The sequence below is a fragment of the Hymenobacter gelipurpurascens genome (genome assembly GCF_900187375.1).
GTDB lineage: Bacteria > Bacteroidota > Bacteroidia > Cytophagales > Hymenobacteraceae > Hymenobacter > Hymenobacter gelipurpurascens.
Map to the genome: position 1 here is coordinate 421,398 of NZ_FYEW01000003.1, position 15,370 is coordinate 436,767.

Genomic DNA, 15,370 nt, shown 5'->3' on the forward strand with positions numbered 1-15,370 from the left:
AGGGATGGGGGAGAAGATGGCAGAAAGTGCCGGGTTTTGTCGAAATTGTAGGCGATTAATTACGCGCTGACGGATTTAGTATGAAGCATTTTACTTTTGGATGGGTATGCGCGCTGCTGCTGGGATTGAGTGCTCCAACATGGGCGCAGCAGACCAAGCCCCAACCTTCTAAACAACCTGCCGGAGCAGCTCCTGCTGCGCCGGCATTGCCCCGTTTTACGGGCAAGCTGAGCAGTGACCCTCAGCAATTTATGCAGGATGTGCAGTCGATGATGGCAACGGCCAACGTGGCCACGGGAAAAGCTGCTGCCGCGCGCCTGCAGCAGGTGTGGGCCAGCAATAAGCTCACGGCCACGCAACAGGCCTACATCGTGGCGCTGTCGCAGCAAATGCTGGCGCGCAAGTTCAAGGCCAAGCCGCACTTCGAAGCGTTCTTTACGGCCATTGCGGCCGGAGCTACCGTGCAGAACTTCTCCGATCAGCAGATGACGGAATTTCTGAACGTGGCCGGCAAAGCGCTGGCCAAAGAGCAGGTGCCCGAGGTGGAGAAGTTCCTGATGAGCTCGGCTCAGTTCCTGGATACCAAGTTTCTATATCGCTCGCGCTACAACACGCTGCGCGTAGTAGGCGGAACGTTTAGCTTTGCTTACAACGAGGAGGAAATGCCCTCTATGGCTCCTGTGGCCGCGCCCGTAGCAGCACCGGCCACCGTAGAAAGCAAGCCGCTGAACACCAAGGCCGGTGCTAAAAAGAAGGCCCCTTCCGGCTGGGATTCCGAAGATCTGTGGAGCAATACCGATGATGGCTGGGGAACACCGGCTAAAAAAACAACGGCGGCTGGCAAAACGGCGGAACCCGCTTTCGTGCAGGCGCCTTCCTACGATACCTATATCCCGCCCACTACGCGTGGTCCCGTCCTGGTCCTGAAAGACGCGGACTTGTTTATGGCGTCGCCCGGCGACTCTATCTACATCCGGAAAACCAGTGGTGTAATTACACCTAAAAGCCAGTTCGTAGGGTACGGAGGGCAGTTTGCCTGGCAGCTAAACAACAACCCCGTCACGGCCGATCTGACGAGCTACAACTTTGATATCACCAAGGCCGAATTCACGGCACAGCCGGTCACGCTCACGTATCCGGCGCTGCTGGAGGCCCCGGTGAAAGGGTGGCTGGCCTACCGCAGCGTGAAGCGCAAAACGCCGACCACTGATACCGGCTACCCACGCTTTATCTCCAATACCAACGACGCCCGCATCAAGAACATCGGCGAAAACATTCGCTACTATGGTGGTTTGTCGCTTTCGGGCAGCCGCGCCCTTTCGGCCTCGCTGGATGGCGCCCTGTCGCGCATTGTGGTGGAGCTGGATGGCAAGCCCAAGTTCAAGGCGTCCTCCCTGGCCTACGTGCTCGGCGACTCCATTATCACGGCCCAGCGCGCTGCCGTGACCATTTACCAGGATAAGCAGGACTCGCTCACGCACCCCGGTGTAAAGCTGAAATACGCCAAGAAACAGCAGGTACTGCAACTGGCGCGTGAAGAAGGCCTCTACAAAACTACGCCCTACTACGACTCTTATCACCAGATGGAAGTAACGGCGGAGCTGCTCACGTGGCCGCTGCGTACGCCTTATATCGATTTCTCCATCCTGACGGCCAAAAACCAGGTAACGGCCAACTTCGAATCGAAGGAGTTCTACACCAATACCCGCTATCAGCAGATCAAGTCCATTAACAAGATTCACCCCTTGCAGATGGTGGTAGGCTATAGCCAGGCCCACGGCAACGTGCGCCTGTTCACGATTCAGGACATGGCCAAGGCGCTCAACCTGAAGCCCGACAACCTGCGTTCGGCCATGTCGGGCCTGGCCCGTGATGGCTATATTCAGTGGTACCCGCAGACGGACCAGCTGATTCTACTGCCCAAGGCCTCGCACTACGTCAACTCTTCGCGCGGCAAGAAGGACTACGACCACATTGCCATTAAGTCATTGTCGCCTTCCGGCAAGAATGCCACGCTCAACCTGGCCAACAACGACCTAATTGTGCGTGGAGTAGACCGTTTCAACTTCTCCGATGACTCCGTGACGGTGTTCGTGAAGCCAGACTCCAGCATCATCCGGATTCAGAAAAACCGCGGGGTGCTGTTCAATGGCACAGTGGTAGCCTCGGCCTTTATCTTCAAAGGCAAGGAGTTTAAGTTCGACTACGATGGCTTCTTCATTGATCTGGTGAAGATTGACTCCATCATTGTGAAGGGCAAAGGCTCGAAAGGCTCCGTGATGAAGGCCCGCAAGGATGTCGATTTCACCCTGACCAACAAGAAGAAGACCTCATCGGGTAAACTCTACATCAACGCGCCCAACAACAAATCGGGCCGCAAGCGCCTGGGAGCCTATCCGTCGTTTGATGCCAGCACCGGGGCCTACGTGTTCTTCGATAAGCCCGAAGTATTGGGCGGGGCCTACGATACCACGGTGTACTTCGATATTCCGCCATTCAAGCTCGACTCGCTCAACAACAAGAACCGGGCAGCTGTGGGCTTTAAGGGCTCATTCGTGTCGGGGGGCATCATGCCTACGTTCAAGACCAAGCTAGCTTTGCAAGATGATGGCTCTTTGGGCTTCGTGTATGACGTGCCGAAAGAAGGATTTCCGCTGTATGGCGGCAAAGGGCGCCTGTTTAATAAGGTGACGATGAGCAACCGCGGTATTCAGGGCGTGGGCAACATCAAGTACCTGACCGGCGACTTTGCCAGCGACCAGTTCATTTTCTACAAAGACTCCGTCGTGACGGTGGGCAAATCGGGTACTATCTTGCCGGGGCCGCTGAACGGGACCGAGTTTGCGAAAGTGACCCTGCAGCCCGGCTACCAGATGAAGTGGGCCGTGAAGCAGGACTCGATGTACCTGAGCAGCCAAGGGCAGGGGCAGGGCCTGAAAATGTACGACGCTACGTACGCTTTCAAAGGTACCCTGGCTTACACGCCCGGCGGCCTCTATGGCACCGGCGGAATGGATGGCCCGCAGTCTTTTATCCGCTCGGCCGCTTTTGTATTCAAGCCAACGCGCTACACGGGTAAAAATGCCACGCTCAGCATCAAGTCGGCGGAGGTAAACAAGCCAGCCCTCACGGCTAACAACGTGGGCTTTACCTACGATTTGAAAGCCGGCAACACGCAGTTTGCCCGCGAAGCCGGCGACAATAAATCCAGCATCGAGCTGCCCTACTCGCAGTACCGCACCACGCTCTCGGGCGGTAAGTGGGACTTCAAGAAGAAACTGGTGCAGCTGAGCGTAGAAGCCGGCGCCGACTCGTCGCGCTCCTATTTCTACAGCACTAAGCCGGAACAAAAAGGCCTCAAGTTCCAGGCTGCTACCGGCCAGTACGACCTAAGCCGCTACCGGCTGGTGGCGGGCGGAGTGCCCCGCATTGCTGCCGCCGATGCCTGGATTTCGCCTGACTCTAGCAAAGTGTACATTCTGCCCAACGCGGAGATGCGTGGCTTCCAGAACGCCGGCATCGTGATGGATACCTTGCACAAGTACCACACGCTGTACAAAGGCGAAATCAAGATTCAGTCGCGCAATGCCTTTACGGGTAACGCGCTGTATAGCTACAAAAACGCCTCCGCCGATTCCTTCGCTATCAAGTTCACGAACTTCGCCATGGACTCTACGGCGCTGGCAGGTGGCCTAGGCAAAGCCGCCAAAGCCACTAAGGGCCTTCTGAAGCGCGGCAACGGCGCTGATGATGCGCCTGCTTCGCCGGCTACCACAGCCGTAGCTACTATTGCAGCTTCCGACAAATTCCACCTGGCGCCGCGCATTGCCTACCGGGGTGCCGTGAAGATGAACTCCCAGAAGCGGGGCTTCACGTTTGATGGACAGTCGAAGCTGGAGTTTGTGAAGAATCAGACGGCTTCGGAGTGGTTTGCCGTGCAGGATAGTATTGACCCGAAAGGCATTAAGATCAAGCTCAACGAGCCGAAGTCGGAGGATGGGACACCGATGAAGTCGGGCCTGTTCCTGTCAGATAACTTGGGCAAGGTGTACCCCCTGTTTGTGGCCGTGAAGCCCGGCGTAACGGACCAGAATATCTTCGAGGTAGATGGTACGCTGAGCTACAACCAGAAGAAGCGCGAGTACGCCATCAGCCGCCACGAGTACACCAACCCCGATATCTACGAGGGCTCCGTACTGACGCTGAACGACTCGACGGGTGCCATGAACTTCCGGGGTAAGGTGAACCTCATCAACTCCAACAAGGACTATACGCTTACTTCAGCGGGCGTAGGCTACGCCAAGCCGGACAGCGCCATCTACGACCTCGACACCTTCATGGCCTTCGACATCAACCTGCCCGAAAAGGCAGTGGAGGCCATGGGCATTGATATGGCGACGAACGCCAAAGGCCTGCCCGAAGCCCTGACCGGCTCGCAAACCCAGCTGTTCAAGATGGGCGAGTTCATCGGCAACAAAGGCGTGCAGGATTACAGCACCCGCAAAGGCAGCTACACGCCGCTGCAAAAGGTGTCGCCGAAGTTCCTGCATACGGTGGTGTTGAGTCAGGTGGACCTGCGCTGGAACGACAAGCTACGGGCTTGGTACTCGGTGGGCAAGATAGGCCTGGTGAGCATCGGCAAGAAGGACATCAATGCCCTGATTGACGGCTACATCGAAATCAAGAAGGAGAGCACCGGCGATGTAGTGGAGCTGTACCTGGAGGCTGAGCCCCAGACGTGGTACTATCTCAAGTACTCAAACAACGTAATGCTGGCCAAAGCGCAGCACGGTTCCTTCGATGAAATCATCGGCCTCAAAGCCAAAGGCGACTACAACACGGCCACGGAATACGGCTTCTATCTCGGCGATGACCAGGAGGTGCAGGCTTATCTCAACCACTTCCGCAAGGACTACCTCAAGGAGTCGGGCAAGCGCAAGGTGAACACCTCGCAGCCCGTGAGCACGGGCAACTTCGACAACATGGAAAGCGGCGGCAAAAAGAAAAAGAAGAAGAGCGACCCCGTAGAAGATGCCCTGAACGCCGACCCCAACGCTGCCCCGGTGGAGGAAACCAGCAAGAAGAAAAAGAAGAAGGATGAGCCAGTAGAAGCTGCCGCGCCGGTGGAAGCTGACCCCGCCGACTCCGGTAAGAAAAAGAAGAAAAAGGACGAAGCAGTAGAGGCCACCCCGCCCGCCGCTGCTCCGGCCGAAGAACCCAAGAAGGAGTCCAAAAAGAAAAAGAAGAAGGACGCCAACGACCCCTTCGGCGACGAATAAACCAACAGCCCCGACAGAGTTTCTGTCGGGGCTGTTTTTTAGTACAGTGGCCTAGGGGTGTCGTCGGCTTCCCCAATGTGCGTCACTCTACACAGGCACGTCATCCTGAGTGCAGCGAAGGATCTTAGCACGTCAGTAAGAGGTGCTAGGCCAGTCGTTCTCGCGTGGCAAGATTCTTCGCTGCGCTCAGGATGACGCGCGAGTAGGACGGCGGCGGCGCTTCAATGGCCCAATCAGCACGTTGGTAGCTATTCTTCCCAACGCCACTTCTCTAGAACCGTATCTTTACCCCATAGCTCGACCTCTACCCACCTCCTGCATGAATCTCCCCCTCGTTCTAGGCCTCTTGGTGGCCGCTTACTTCATTGGCTCTATCCCGACCGCGCTTTGGGTGGGTCGTCTGTTTTTTGGGATTGACATTCGGGAGCATGGCTCCGGCAACTCGGGCGCTACCAACACGTTCCGGGTGCTGGGCAAGAAGCCCGGTTCCTTCGTGATGGCCATTGATGTGCTGAAAGGCTGGGCCGCCACCTCATTGGCTTCCGTGATGCTAAATCAGGGCGCCATTCTGCCGGAACAGCTGCTGTACTACCAGATAGCCTGCGGCGTGCTAGCCGTGCTAGGCCACATCTATCCAATTTATGCCGGCTTCCGGGGCGGCAAAGGCGTGGCTACCGTGCTGGGCATGATGCTGGCCATTGCGCCGGCTACGGTGGGGGTGTGCATTCTGGTCTTTATCATCACGCTCCTTATTTCACGCTATGTATCCCTAAGCAGCATGACGGCCGGCATGACGTTTGCCGTGCTCCAGCTGCTGCCCCAATTTCGGCCGCAGAACCAATTGCTGGTGTGGTTTGGCTTTGTGCTGGCCGTGCTACTGGTATATACCCACCGCGCTAATATCGGGCGTCTGCGCACCGGCACCGAAAGCCGTGTGCCGATGCCGTGGGATAAGAAGTAATGCTTAGAGCACTAGTTTCAATCAGTCTCGTTTGAAGTAGCGGTATAGGTTGTAGCTCAAGAATAGCAGCAAGCTGACCAAGAAAAGACCAATTAGAACTGGTGCTATAGCAAGTACGGTGTACAGCCAATTCGGGCCTCCGTGGGCTTGCGCAGCTGTAGGAGAGCAGCAAGCTACGAACAGGACTAAGCAGACTATTTTGTAAAGACGCATGTAAGGCTTGCTTATAAAGGCAGGTGTAAAGTAGCCGCTTTTCACGTTAACGGAAACAGCTATTGCTACCGAACCCTACCGTTTCGTTCCCTACTTTTACCCCAGCATTTCCAACTAACCCCACCGCCGCATGGCTTCTTACCTCGAACAGAACCAAGAGCGTTTTTTAAGTGAACTGATGGACTGGCTCCGCATACCGTCGGTTTCCGCTGATCCTAAGTTTCATGGCGACGTACTGCGTGCCGCTGAGTACCTCAAAGCCCGCTTCGAGGAAGTAGGCCTGGAGAATGTGGAGCTGTGCCCTACGGCCGGCAACCCCATCGTGTACGGCGAGAAAATCATTGACCCCAACCTACCTACGGTGCTCGTGTACGGCCACTATGATGTTCAGCCCGCCGACCCGTATGAGCTCTGGACTTCGGGCCCTTTCGAGCCGTTAATCAAAGACGGTAAGATTTACGCCCGTGGCGCCTGCGACGACAAAGGCCAGGTGTACATGCACGTAAAGGCCTTCGAGATGATGCAGCAGGGCGGCGGTGTGCCCTGCAACGTGAAGGTGATGATTGAGGGCGAAGAAGAAATCGGCTCAAACAACTTGGCCATCTTCGTGCGCGAAAACAAGGAGAAGCTCAAGGCCGATGTCATCCTGATTTCGGATACCGGCATGCTCGCCAACGACCAGCCCAGCATAGAGGTAGGCCTACGCGGCCTGAGCTACCACGAGGTAGAAGTAACCGGCCCGAACCGCGACCTGCACTCCGGCCTCTACGGCGGCGCTGTGGCCAACCCCATCAACATCCTCTGCAAGATGATTGCCAGCCTGCACGATGAAAACAACCACATCACCATCCCGGAGTTCTACAACAACGTGGCGGTGCTGAGCGACGAGGAACGAGCCGAGCTGAACCGTGTGCCCCACTCCGACGACGAGTTCAAGCAGAGCATCGGCCTGCCTGATACCTACGGCGAGAAAGGCTACACTACCGTAGAGCGCATCGGCATCCGGCCTACGCTGGACGTGAACGGCATCTGGGGCGGCTACACCGGCGAGGGCGCCAAAACCGTTATTGCCTCCAAGGCTTACGCCAAAATCTCGATGCGTCTGGTGCCCCACCAGACCTCCGAGGAAATCACCGAAATCTTCCAGAAACACTTCACCAGCATTGCGCCCAGCGGTGTAACGGTGCAGGTACGCCCTCACCACGGCGGCGAGCCAGTAGTTACGCCTACCGACTCAGTGGCCTACAAAGCAGCTGCCGATGCCATGGAAACTACCTTCGGCAAGCGCCCCATACCGACGCGCGGCGGCGGCTCCATCCCGATTGTGGCCATGTTCAAGACGGAGCTAGGCCTGGATACCGTACTGCTGGGCTTCGGCCTAGATTCGGACGCCATCCACTCGCCCAACGAGCACTACGGCGTATTTAACTTCCTAAAAGGCATCGAGACCATTCCGCACTTCTACCGCAACTACGCGGCAGCCATGAAGTAAGCGCAAGTGACCTAGAACCACAAAAAAGGCTCGTCTTGTGTAAGACGAGCCTTTTTTATGCTTCCGCAACGACATGGGCCTCCCAACTCAGGAAGACTGGCCTTTATATTAGCGCCGACGCCGTCCGGAGCTGCCACCCAGTAGATAGCTCACGTAGAGCTGAAAGGCGCTGTTGCGAATGTTGGGCTGAAATGAGGTATTGCCAGTCGTATACTCCTTCGGGATATTGGTGATGCCGCCGTTGTAGCGTAGGCCTATGCCCGGCCCGCTAGCCGACTGATAGCCCAAACCGGCCGCATAGCCGAAATCAACGGTGTTGTAGGCGTCTTTGATATCGGTAGTAACACTCCCGATTTTCTGCTTGGCAGATGACAGGAACCCCAGCTGCGGTCCTACCTCAAAGAATAAACCATCGGCATTAATGCGGAACATGATCGGTAGATCGATGTAGTCGAATTTGTTGATGACGTCAGTGCCATTGAGAGTGTACTTCGAGCCTTTCTGCGAATACAGCAGCTCGGGCTGCACTGAGAAGGCATCGTTCACGCCAATATTGGCCAGTAGGCCACCATGAAAACCTACTTTGTTGCCCTTCAGCGCGGCATCATCGCCGGCAAAATTGGTCAGGGAAGCGCCGCCTTTCAGGCCTACACGTACGTTCTGGGCCTGGCTGGCCGTAGCAACGCCTGCTACTAGCAGAAACAGCAAAAAGGACTTCTTCATGAGTAAAGGAGGATGAGTAAAAGATGGGCAAAACTACGCAAAGCAGCCAGTTCGATGCTTTCTGCTCAGCCATAATCGTCTACGGGGTTGTTTTGGGCGTTGGTGTTGGCGCCGGAGCAGCTTTGCTGCGGACTTTCCTTTTGTCTTTCCCAATCTTGCCAATCAGCCGCCCGGGGCTGGTAAAGAGCTGAATCATCTGACGCGGGTAAACAAGTAGGCCAGGTAAAACTCTACGCTGCTGTTGCGCAGCTGCACTTGGCTGCTTCCATCAATGTCTACCCGGCGGAATACATTATTTAAGCCGCCATTATAGCGCCAGCCAACAGAAAACCCCGTGCTGTCCTGATAGCCGAGTCCAACTACAAAACCAGCATCTTGCTTGCGGAAAGCGGCAGTGCCAACCGGTGTGCGTTGCGCTACAACCGGAGTAACAGACCGAAGCTGGCTAAAATAAGGTCCGGCTTCAAAAAAGATGTCGTCCCAGTGGTACTGAGCAAGCACGGGGAAACTCACATAATCTAACCGGTGCTGGATGGATGGGCCATAGGCACTGCTGTTGTCGCCGCGCTGAGTATATAGTGCTTCTCCCTGAACCGCCAGGTGCTTTGTGAGCTTAATGCGCAGTAAGCCTCCTCCGTGGGCACCGAAGCGCAGGGAACTGTTTTTGGCATCGGCTCCAATACCGTTGGCAATGGTAGCACCGCCCTTGAGGCCTAGCAGAATGCGTTGGGCCTGCGCTGGCACTGCCACAAGGAGCATGGCGGCCAGCCATAATCTGTAAATAGATTGCATTGAATAAGTAGAGTAGGATAAATAGCCTACTAGCTAAACGTGCGCAAGACTACCAGATTATAGCCGGGTTCACCAAACCCCATAAAAACACAACCGCCCGGCTCCTGCATCAGGAACCGGGCGGCGTACAGGCAAGTGGCCTAGAGGGCTTACTTGCTCGGAATCAGGTAGCCCAACGAGAGCTGCAGCGCCGAGTGGCGGGCGTTGGCCAGGTCGCCGTTGAAATAAGAGCCATTGTCGCTTTTCACGAAGTCGCTGAAGGCGCCGGTGTAGCGCAGGTTAAGGCTCACGCCGTTATCGGCCTGGTAGCCGACGCCGGCTACGTAGCCCAGCTCGCTACGCTTGAAACCGCTGACATCTTTCTTGTCCTGCGACTCAAACACTTCGGGCGTGCCGTTAGGCTGGCGCGTGCGGGTGATTTTGGTTTCGTTGTTGGAGCTCAGCAGGTAGCTGTACTGCGGGCCAGCTTCCACAACAAAGCCGCCAGCGTTGATTTTCAGCAGCACCGGCACATCGAGGTAGTTGTAATTTACATTGCCCTCGCGCTTCTCGGTGTACCCTACGCCCAGCAGGGTGTTGGTGTACTCGGTGGGCTTATTCTCGAAGCCCTTTTGCGAATACAGAACCTCGGGCTGGATGGAAAAGAACCCGTCGCCGGTTACGTCGGCATTCAGGATAACACCACCCAGAAAGCCGAATTTATTATTGTAAGTGTTTTCGTTTTTTACGTTACCGGCCAAGTTAGAATAGTTGGCGCCGGCACGGAGGCCCAGGCGTACGCCCTGAGCGTGAACGGAAGAAGCAGAAGCGGCTGCCAGAAGGGTAGCCAGTACAACAGCAGACTTTTTCATACGTGCAACAGTAGTTGAGTGAGGGAAGAAATGCGCACTGATTACTCCAAAATCGAAAAGCATGCCAAGCTTGTGCTTCGGGCATAAAAAAGCCCCATCTGAAGCACCAGATGAGGCTTTTTCTAGGAATTAAGCTGACCTATTTGCCCGGAATCAGGTAGCCTAACGATAACTGAAACACGGAGTTGCGTGCGTTTCTCACGTCATTGTCCTGGTAGCCGTCTTTTCCGAAATCAGTGAAGGAGCCGTTGTAGCGCAGGCCTAGCAACAAGCCCATATCCGACTGGTAGCCCAGGCCAGCGGCGTACCCTATTTCGTTGCGATTCACGTTGTCCAGGTCGCTGGTGCCGCTGCGCTGGGTGGCGGTATTGCCATTTACCGACACCTTCGACTCGTCCTTTACCTTCAGCAAGTAGCTGTACTGCGGGCCCGCCTCAAAGAAAAGACCGCCAGCGTTTATCTTCAGCAGCACCGGTACATCAATGTAGTTATAGGTCCGGTCGCCTTCGTATTTGATGGTGTTGTTGCCGATGTTAAACTCATTATCGGCGTATTGGAAGCCTTTCTGAGAGAACAGCACTTCCGGCTGCAACGACAGGAACCCATCATCAAGCAGGCCGATATTGAGCATCACCCCTCCATGAAAGCCGAGTTTATTCTCAAACCGATCCTCATCCGTAAGGTCGCCAGATAGGTTAGACAGGTTGGCACCGCCCTTAATACCCAACCGGATGCCCTGTGCGTGGGCCGAGGAAGAAACGAGGGTAGCGGCAGCTAGCAAGGCTCCGGTTGCAAAAGCTATATTTTTCATAGGAAGGGAAATGGTTAGGGGAAAAGAAATGCACTCTAGGCCAGGGTAACGCTCAAAATAGCGTCCAGCGTATATATCGGAACAGCATTTCCGGTGTTTCGGCGCTTTTAGTAGAGCATAAAAAAAGCTGCCGACCTTTTCAGGTCGGCAGCTTTTCAGGTTTTTCGGATAGGGTGGCCTAGCGGCCAGTGGGCAGCAAATAACCTACCTGCAGCGTGTAGGCATTGTTGAATGCCTTCGACTCGTTTTGGGTGTCCTTGCTATCAATGAGCGAGTTGAAACCGCGGGCGTAGCGCAGGCCCAGGCTCAAACCGCCATCGGTCATGTAGCCAATGCCGGCCACACCACTGATGTCAAACTGCGCTAGGTCAGACTTGTACGCTTTGTCGCGGCTTACGCCCGTGTAGTCCTGGAAGCCACTGTTGTCTTCCACCTTATCTTTGTCGCCGTTCGTGTACTTGGTGGTCGTCTGCTGCTTGTTTTTGGAGCCGAACAAGTAGCTCACCTGTGGGCCGAGTTCAAAAAACAGTCCATCGGCGTTGATGCGCGCCAGCAGAGGAACATCGATGTAGTGCAGAACACGCTGTTGCTCTAACTCTACCTTCGAAACGCCAGCGGGTAGGCCAGTCGAGCGCTCCGATTTAACTTCGTATCCTTTACGGTTATACAACACCTCGGGAGCAAACGAGAAGAAGCCGTCGCTGCTGAGCGGGATGATAGCACCCACGCCAGCGTTGTAGCCGAGCTTGTAGTCGCCCAGATCGGTGCTATAGTTCGGGCCCGTAATCTGGTCTACATTTTTGCCTGAGATATTGGAATACGTAGCGCCACCTTTCAGGCCAATGCGGAAACCGCCGGCATCCTGAGCGTGGGCTACTGAAGCCGCCGACACGAGAACGAGCGAGAGAGCTGCAAATTTTTTCATACTAAAAGAGAGGAATTTGAAAGACAATTTCTACACCACTTCACCGACCACTACAGCCACGTTCCTCGTGGTTTTCAGGGAGTCATAGCGTAAAGCGGTAGGCCAGGGTTGCGGATTAGCACGCATTTTATTCAGATTTAAACCTGCGGTAACACGCTCGTTTCCGGCAAACCACAACAGCAGTAGGCTCTTACAAACTTCCTGTTTAGCGTAGGTTTCCGATGGCGCGTCGGGTGGGTTTCGCTATTTTTGAGCGGCTTGCCAGTTGGTTTTCTATGATGATTCGATACAAAGTGCTCTTGAGTAGCCTACTGCTCGGGGGGAGCATAAGCCAAAGTTGGGGGCAAGCCGGAAAGCCTGCTGAGCCCGCTGGCCCGTTGGTGATTGGGGCGTATGGCCTGGGCAGTTTTGTGGTGGCGCATACGCCTTCCGTCAAGCACCTTTCGGTGTCGCATCCTACGGGCGTAGAGCTGAATGTGCAGCGGCAAACGAATGGCTCGGCGCCCTGGCACGCCTGGTACCGCTACCCCAAAATCGGCTTCGCCCTTACCTACTACGACTACCATAACCCGGTGCTAGGCCAGTCGTATGCGGCCGGCGTGTACATCAATAAGTCGTTTTGGCGTACGCGGCGGCAGGAGCTCAACTTCCGCATCGGAACGGGTGTGGGCTACTTCCCACAGGCCTACGACCGGGAAACTAACCACAAAAATACCATCGTCAGCTCCCGGCTGAACGCCACCATCCAGACCCGCCTGGAGTACGATGTGGCGCTTTCTGAGCGCGTAGGCCTGTTGCTGGGCCTGGGCCTGAACCATTACTCCAACGGGGCTACCTCCAAGCCTAATTTCGGCATCAACCTACCCACGGTACTGCTGGGCCTCAACTACCATCAGCAGCGGCCCTTCTCGCCGCTGCCCATCGGCGAAGCTGCCCTCATGCCGCCCGATGTGGGCCGCAGCTTTCTGGAGATAAGTACTACCGCCGGCGTAAAGCAGCTGGACGTGCAAAACAGTCAGAAGTATTGGGTGAACTCCGTGACGGTAGCTGCCGGGCGCCGCGTAAACCGGAAAAGCAACCTCGTAGTAGGCCTGGAAGGCTTTTATGACCGTAGTCTGGCCGCCGAGCTGCGTGATACTGCCCGCACCACCGACAACCTGCCCGATGTGAAAAAAGCCGGCGTGTACCTGGGCCACGAGCTGTTGTTTGGCCGGCTGGCCTTCGTCTCGCACCTGGGGTTTTACGTCTACAATCCCTACAAATCCAACAAGTTCTACTACGAGCGGCTGGGCCTGAAATACTTCTTCACGGAGCGCTTTTTCGGCAATATTGATCTGAAAGTACACCGCGGTGCCGCCGATGTAGTGGAGTGCCGACTGGGCATGCGGCTGTAGCGCAGCTTCGCTTCAGACATCGAATTCTGCAGTTCAGCGCCGCTTTTCGGGAGCTGGGTAAGATGTAATGGGCGCACTGCTGCCGGGCGGTGATATTGCCTCATCATTCATCCTCTCCATCGGCTTTCTATATGGAAACCTTCCTGCTCCTGAACCGCTGGCTGCATATTGCCGCCGGTTTCACCGGATTCTTTGTAGCCCCCGTGGCGCTAGCGGTACGGAAAGGCGGAACGGCTCATCGGTTGTGGGGCCGGGTATTCTTCTGGTCGATGCTGGTAGCTGGTAGCACGGCTATTGTTTCGGCAAGCCTGCAGGGACTGACGTTTCTGCTGCTTACCGGCATTTTTAGCCTCTATCTGGCACAGTTTGGCTACCGCTCCCTGCAGCATAAGCGCATGGGGGAGGGCCAGCAGCCTGCCTTCTACGATTGGGCGAGTGGCCTACTTGGCCTAATCATCTTTCTCGGAACAGTGGCCTACGGAGTGCTGCACCGCCCCTTCAACCCGGTGCCTCTGGTATTCGGTGGTATTGGCGTCATGACGACGGTCCGGCAGCTGCTGGCTTTCCGCCGACCCGGCGCCTGGCCAGCGGGCCAATGGCTGCGCAATCATATTTCCGGCTTTGTGGGCTCCTACATTGCCGCCGTATCGGCCTTCTCGGCCACCAGCCTGAAGTTCATTCCGTTTCCAATCAACTTCCTGTGGCCTACCGCCGTGTTGGTGCCTTTGCTGATCTGGCTACAGCGGCGCTACGTGCCCACTAGGGGCAGCAGTTCTGCGCTGGCGGCTGTTAGTGTCAGTAAATAGGCAAAGGTCTCTAACGTAAAAGTTAGCAGGAACTTATCAGGCGCTAACCAGTGCCTGGTTGATGCGCTTGACCAAGCCAGGACCTTCATAAATAAAGCCCGTGTAGAGCTGAATCAGGGAGGCGCCTGCTGCCAGTTTCTCCTGTGCATCCTGAGGCGAATGAATACCGCCAACCCCAATAATAGGTAGCTGCCCGGAGCTGTGCCGATGCAGGTAGCGGATTACTTCGGTGGCTCGCTGCCGCAGTGGTTTGCCGCTAAGCCCACCGGCTCCCAGCGCGGCTACTTGCCCGGCCGGTGTCAGCAATCCGTCGCGGCTGATGGTAGTATTGGTGGCTACTAGGCCACTCAGGTTGGTTTCGCGGGCGATGAGCAGGATGTCGTCGAGCTGGCCATCCGTTAGGTCGGGGGCTATTTTGAGGAGCAGTGGCCTAGGCGTGGGCAACGACTGGTTACGCTCCTGCACTTGTTGCAATAGCTGAATCAGGGGTTCGCGCTCCTGCAGCTGGCGCAAATTAGGCGTGTTCGGCGACGATACATTCACCACAAAGTAGTCCACCACCTCATGCAGGGCTTCTACGCAGGCCACGTAGTCGTGGGCCGCTAGCTCATTAGGCGTATCCTTGTTCTTGCCGATGTTACCGCCAATCAGCATATCGGAGCGGCGGTGACGCAGGCGGGCAGCAGCTGCCGTCGCGCCCTCGTTATTAAAGCCCATTCGGTTGATGAGGGCCTCATCGGTGGGCAGCCGGAACAAGCGCGGTGTCGGGTTTCCCGGCTGTGGCCGCGGAGTCACCGTCCCGATTTCCACAAACCCAAAGCCCAGCGCAGCCAGCTCATCCGTCAGCACAGCGTTCTTGTCAAAGCCCGCCGCCAGGCCCACCGGATTCCGGAAAGTCAGCCCAAATACCTCCCGTTCCAGGCCAGAGTCGCGAAAATCGTAGAGCCCCCGTAGCAGCGCCGTAGCACCCGGCATCCGGCTCATCCGTTTCAGGTTATCAAATACCAGATGATGAGCCCGCTCGGCGTCGAGCTGGAAAAAAAGAGGTTTCAGCAGAGCTTTGTACATGGCCCTGCAAAGATGGTGAAATTGTGAGATGGTGAGTTGGACGTGCTAATTGCGC

The 15,370-nt window shown here is 56.0% G+C and carries 11 protein-coding genes; 5 read left to right on the top strand and 6 right to left on the bottom strand.

Annotated elements, in window-relative coordinates; genetic code table 11:
• The first annotated feature begins 80 nt into the window (after window positions 1-80).
• From CFT68_RS20080 to CFT68_RS20090, 3 genes are all read left to right on the top strand, one after another.
• The gene (locus CFT68_RS20080) at window positions 81-5,279 is read left to right on the top strand and encodes a hypothetical protein (RefSeq protein ID WP_141106640.1); all 5,199 of its coding nucleotides are present in this window, start codon (window positions 81-83) and stop codon (window positions 5,277-5,279) included.
• Window positions 5,280-5,598: 319 nt separating this feature from the next.
• Window positions 5,599-6,240 carry a glycerol-3-phosphate 1-O-acyltransferase PlsY gene (plsY, locus tag CFT68_RS20085; protein ID WP_088845469.1) on the top strand — a complete coding sequence of 214 codons (642 nt, stop codon included), beginning with the start codon at window positions 5,599-5,601 and terminating at the stop codon, window positions 6,238-6,240.
• Window positions 6,241-6,583: 343 nt separating this feature from the next.
• The gene (locus CFT68_RS20090) at window positions 6,584-7,945 is read left to right on the top strand and encodes a dipeptidase (protein WP_088845470.1); all 1,362 of its coding nucleotides are present in this window, start codon (window positions 6,584-6,586) and stop codon (window positions 7,943-7,945) included.
• Window positions 7,946-8,053: 108 nt separating this feature from the next.
• Here CFT68_RS20090 and CFT68_RS20095 read toward each other — a convergent pair whose 3' ends face one another.
• The 5 genes from CFT68_RS20095 to CFT68_RS20115 all read right to left on the bottom strand — a co-directional run bounded on the left by CFT68_RS20095 (window position 8,054) and on the right by CFT68_RS20115 (window position 12,047).
• Window positions 8,054-8,668, bottom strand: a complete 615-nt coding sequence (locus CFT68_RS20095) for a porin family protein (protein ID WP_088845471.1) — start codon at window positions 8,666-8,668, stop codon at window positions 8,054-8,056.
• Window positions 8,669-8,860: 192 nt separating this feature from the next.
• Entirely contained in the window at window positions 8,861-9,460 is a 600-nt protein-coding gene (locus CFT68_RS20100) for a porin family protein (RefSeq protein WP_088845472.1), read from the bottom strand.
• 149 nt (window positions 9,461-9,609) lie between these two features.
• Entirely contained in the window at window positions 9,610-10,311 is a 702-nt protein-coding gene (locus CFT68_RS20105) for a porin family protein (protein WP_088845473.1), read from the bottom strand.
• 139 nt (window positions 10,312-10,450) lie between these two features.
• Window positions 10,451-11,122, bottom strand: coding sequence for a porin family protein (locus CFT68_RS20110; protein WP_088845474.1), 672 nt, complete (start codon window positions 11,120-11,122; stop codon window positions 10,451-10,453).
• Between the two features lie 178 nt (window positions 11,123-11,300).
• Entirely contained in the window at window positions 11,301-12,047 is a 747-nt protein-coding gene (locus tag CFT68_RS20115; RefSeq protein WP_088845475.1) for a porin family protein, read from the bottom strand.
• Window positions 12,048-12,322: 275 nt separating this feature from the next.
• Between CFT68_RS20115 and CFT68_RS20120 the strand changes: the two genes are divergently transcribed.
• Both CFT68_RS20120 and CFT68_RS20125 read left to right on the top strand, forming a co-directional pair.
• Entirely contained in the window at window positions 12,323-13,441 is a 1,119-nt protein-coding gene (locus tag CFT68_RS20120; RefSeq protein ID WP_170934871.1) for an acyloxyacyl hydrolase, read from the top strand.
• Window positions 13,442-13,572: 131 nt separating this feature from the next.
• The gene (locus tag CFT68_RS20125) at window positions 13,573-14,247 is read left to right on the top strand and encodes a DUF2306 domain-containing protein (protein ID WP_088845477.1); all 675 of its coding nucleotides are present in this window, start codon (window positions 13,573-13,575) and stop codon (window positions 14,245-14,247) included.
• A 36-nt stretch (window positions 14,248-14,283) separates the two neighbouring features.
• Here CFT68_RS20125 and CFT68_RS20130 read toward each other — a convergent pair whose 3' ends face one another.
• Window positions 14,284-15,315 carry a quinone-dependent dihydroorotate dehydrogenase gene (locus CFT68_RS20130; protein WP_088845478.1) on the bottom strand — a complete coding sequence of 344 codons (1,032 nt, stop codon included), beginning with the start codon at window positions 15,313-15,315 and terminating at the stop codon, window positions 14,284-14,286.
• Window positions 15,316-15,370 lie beyond the last annotated feature (55 nt).

Bases quoted from the DNA above. Each gene is read 5' to 3' on its own strand.
- CFT68_RS20080 (WP_141106640.1), top strand. From the start codon at position 81: ATGAAGCATTTTACTTTTGGATGGGTATGCGCGCTGCTGCTGGGATTG.
- plsY (WP_088845469.1), top strand. From the start codon at position 5,599: ATGAATCTCCCCCTCGTTCTAGGCCTCTTGGTGGCCGCTTACTTCATT.
- CFT68_RS20090 (WP_088845470.1), top strand. From the start codon at position 6,584: ATGGCTTCTTACCTCGAACAGAACCAAGAGCGTTTTTTAAGTGAACTG.
- CFT68_RS20095 (WP_088845471.1), bottom strand. From the start codon at position 8,668: ATGAAGAAGTCCTTTTTGCTGTTTCTGCTAGTAGCAGGCGTTGCTACG.
- CFT68_RS20100 (WP_088845472.1), bottom strand. From the start codon at position 9,460: ATGCAATCTATTTACAGATTATGGCTGGCCGCCATGCTCCTTGTGGCA.
- CFT68_RS20105 (WP_088845473.1), bottom strand. From the start codon at position 10,311: ATGAAAAAGTCTGCTGTTGTACTGGCTACCCTTCTGGCAGCCGCTTCT.
- CFT68_RS20110 (WP_088845474.1), bottom strand. From the start codon at position 11,122: ATGAAAAATATAGCTTTTGCAACCGGAGCCTTGCTAGCTGCCGCTACC.
- CFT68_RS20115 (WP_088845475.1), bottom strand. From the start codon at position 12,047: ATGAAAAAATTTGCAGCTCTCTCGCTCGTTCTCGTGTCGGCGGCTTCA.
- CFT68_RS20120 (WP_170934871.1), top strand. From the start codon at position 12,323: ATGATGATTCGATACAAAGTGCTCTTGAGTAGCCTACTGCTCGGGGGG.
- CFT68_RS20125 (WP_088845477.1), top strand. From the start codon at position 13,573: ATGGAAACCTTCCTGCTCCTGAACCGCTGGCTGCATATTGCCGCCGGT.
- CFT68_RS20130 (WP_088845478.1), bottom strand. From the start codon at position 15,315: ATGTACAAAGCTCTGCTGAAACCTCTTTTTTTCCAGCTCGACGCCGAG.